Annotated in this window: 1 tRNA gene and 1 rRNA gene; both read right to left on the bottom strand. The window is 46.8% G+C overall.

Features of this window, described 5'->3' with window-relative positions:
• Positions 1 to 193: 193 nt before the first annotated feature.
• A tRNA-Glu gene (locus ACB028_RS20195) sits at positions 194 to 269 on the bottom strand.
• A 275-nt stretch (positions 270 to 544) separates the two neighbouring features.
• Positions 545 to 649, bottom strand: a 16S ribosomal RNA gene (locus ACB028_RS20190); the annotation flags it as partial.

Below are 649 nucleotides of genomic sequence, written 5' to 3'. Positions count from 1 at the left end.
GTACAACAAGGACCAAATAAAATTTGGTTTTCGCCAAGAAGTTTCCAAAGCACTTGTAACAAATGTTTGAGAACTACTTTTTAAATCAGCTTTCCAGATTGTTAAAGAGCATGTTTGCAACGGCGCAAGGCCGAAGAAAACAGACATAAACACGTAATGCTTATGTCTGCATTCTTGTTAGCAAGAAGAGAAGTGGCGTCCCCTAGGGGATTCGAACCCCTGTTACCGCCGTGAAAGGGCGGTGTCCTAGGCCTCTAGACGAAGGGGACGAAAATCATGCCTTGCGAAGTACACTTCGCAATGATTTTCGTAAAGGCGACGCCGAGCCTGCGAGGCTAGCGGCCTTTAGCGCTGTTCGCTGTTATTGCTAACTCTGAATTGGGTAACGACTTTCGTCATTATTCACACCCCAACCCAACGAACGGGCTTCTCTCATTCAACCGGAGTTGAATAAGCACTGACGCTTTCGCATCAGGTCTTTGCTCTAACTACTTTGAATCAAGGCAATCTGTGTGAACACTCAACAACTTCGTCATCATTAAGGTAAGGAGGTGATCCAACCCCAGGTTCCCCTAGGGTTACCTTGTTACGACTTCACCCCAGTCATGAATCACACCGTGGTAAACGCCCTCCCGAAGGTTAAGCTATC

Origin of the sequence: Aeromonas sp. S9(2024) (assembly GCF_041403185.1) — a bacterium.
Lineage (GTDB): Bacteria > Pseudomonadota > Gammaproteobacteria > Enterobacterales > Aeromonadaceae > Aeromonas > Aeromonas enteropelogenes.
The sequence above is the reverse complement of the archived record's forward strand: the minus strand, read 5'-3'. Positions and strand labels throughout refer to the sequence as shown.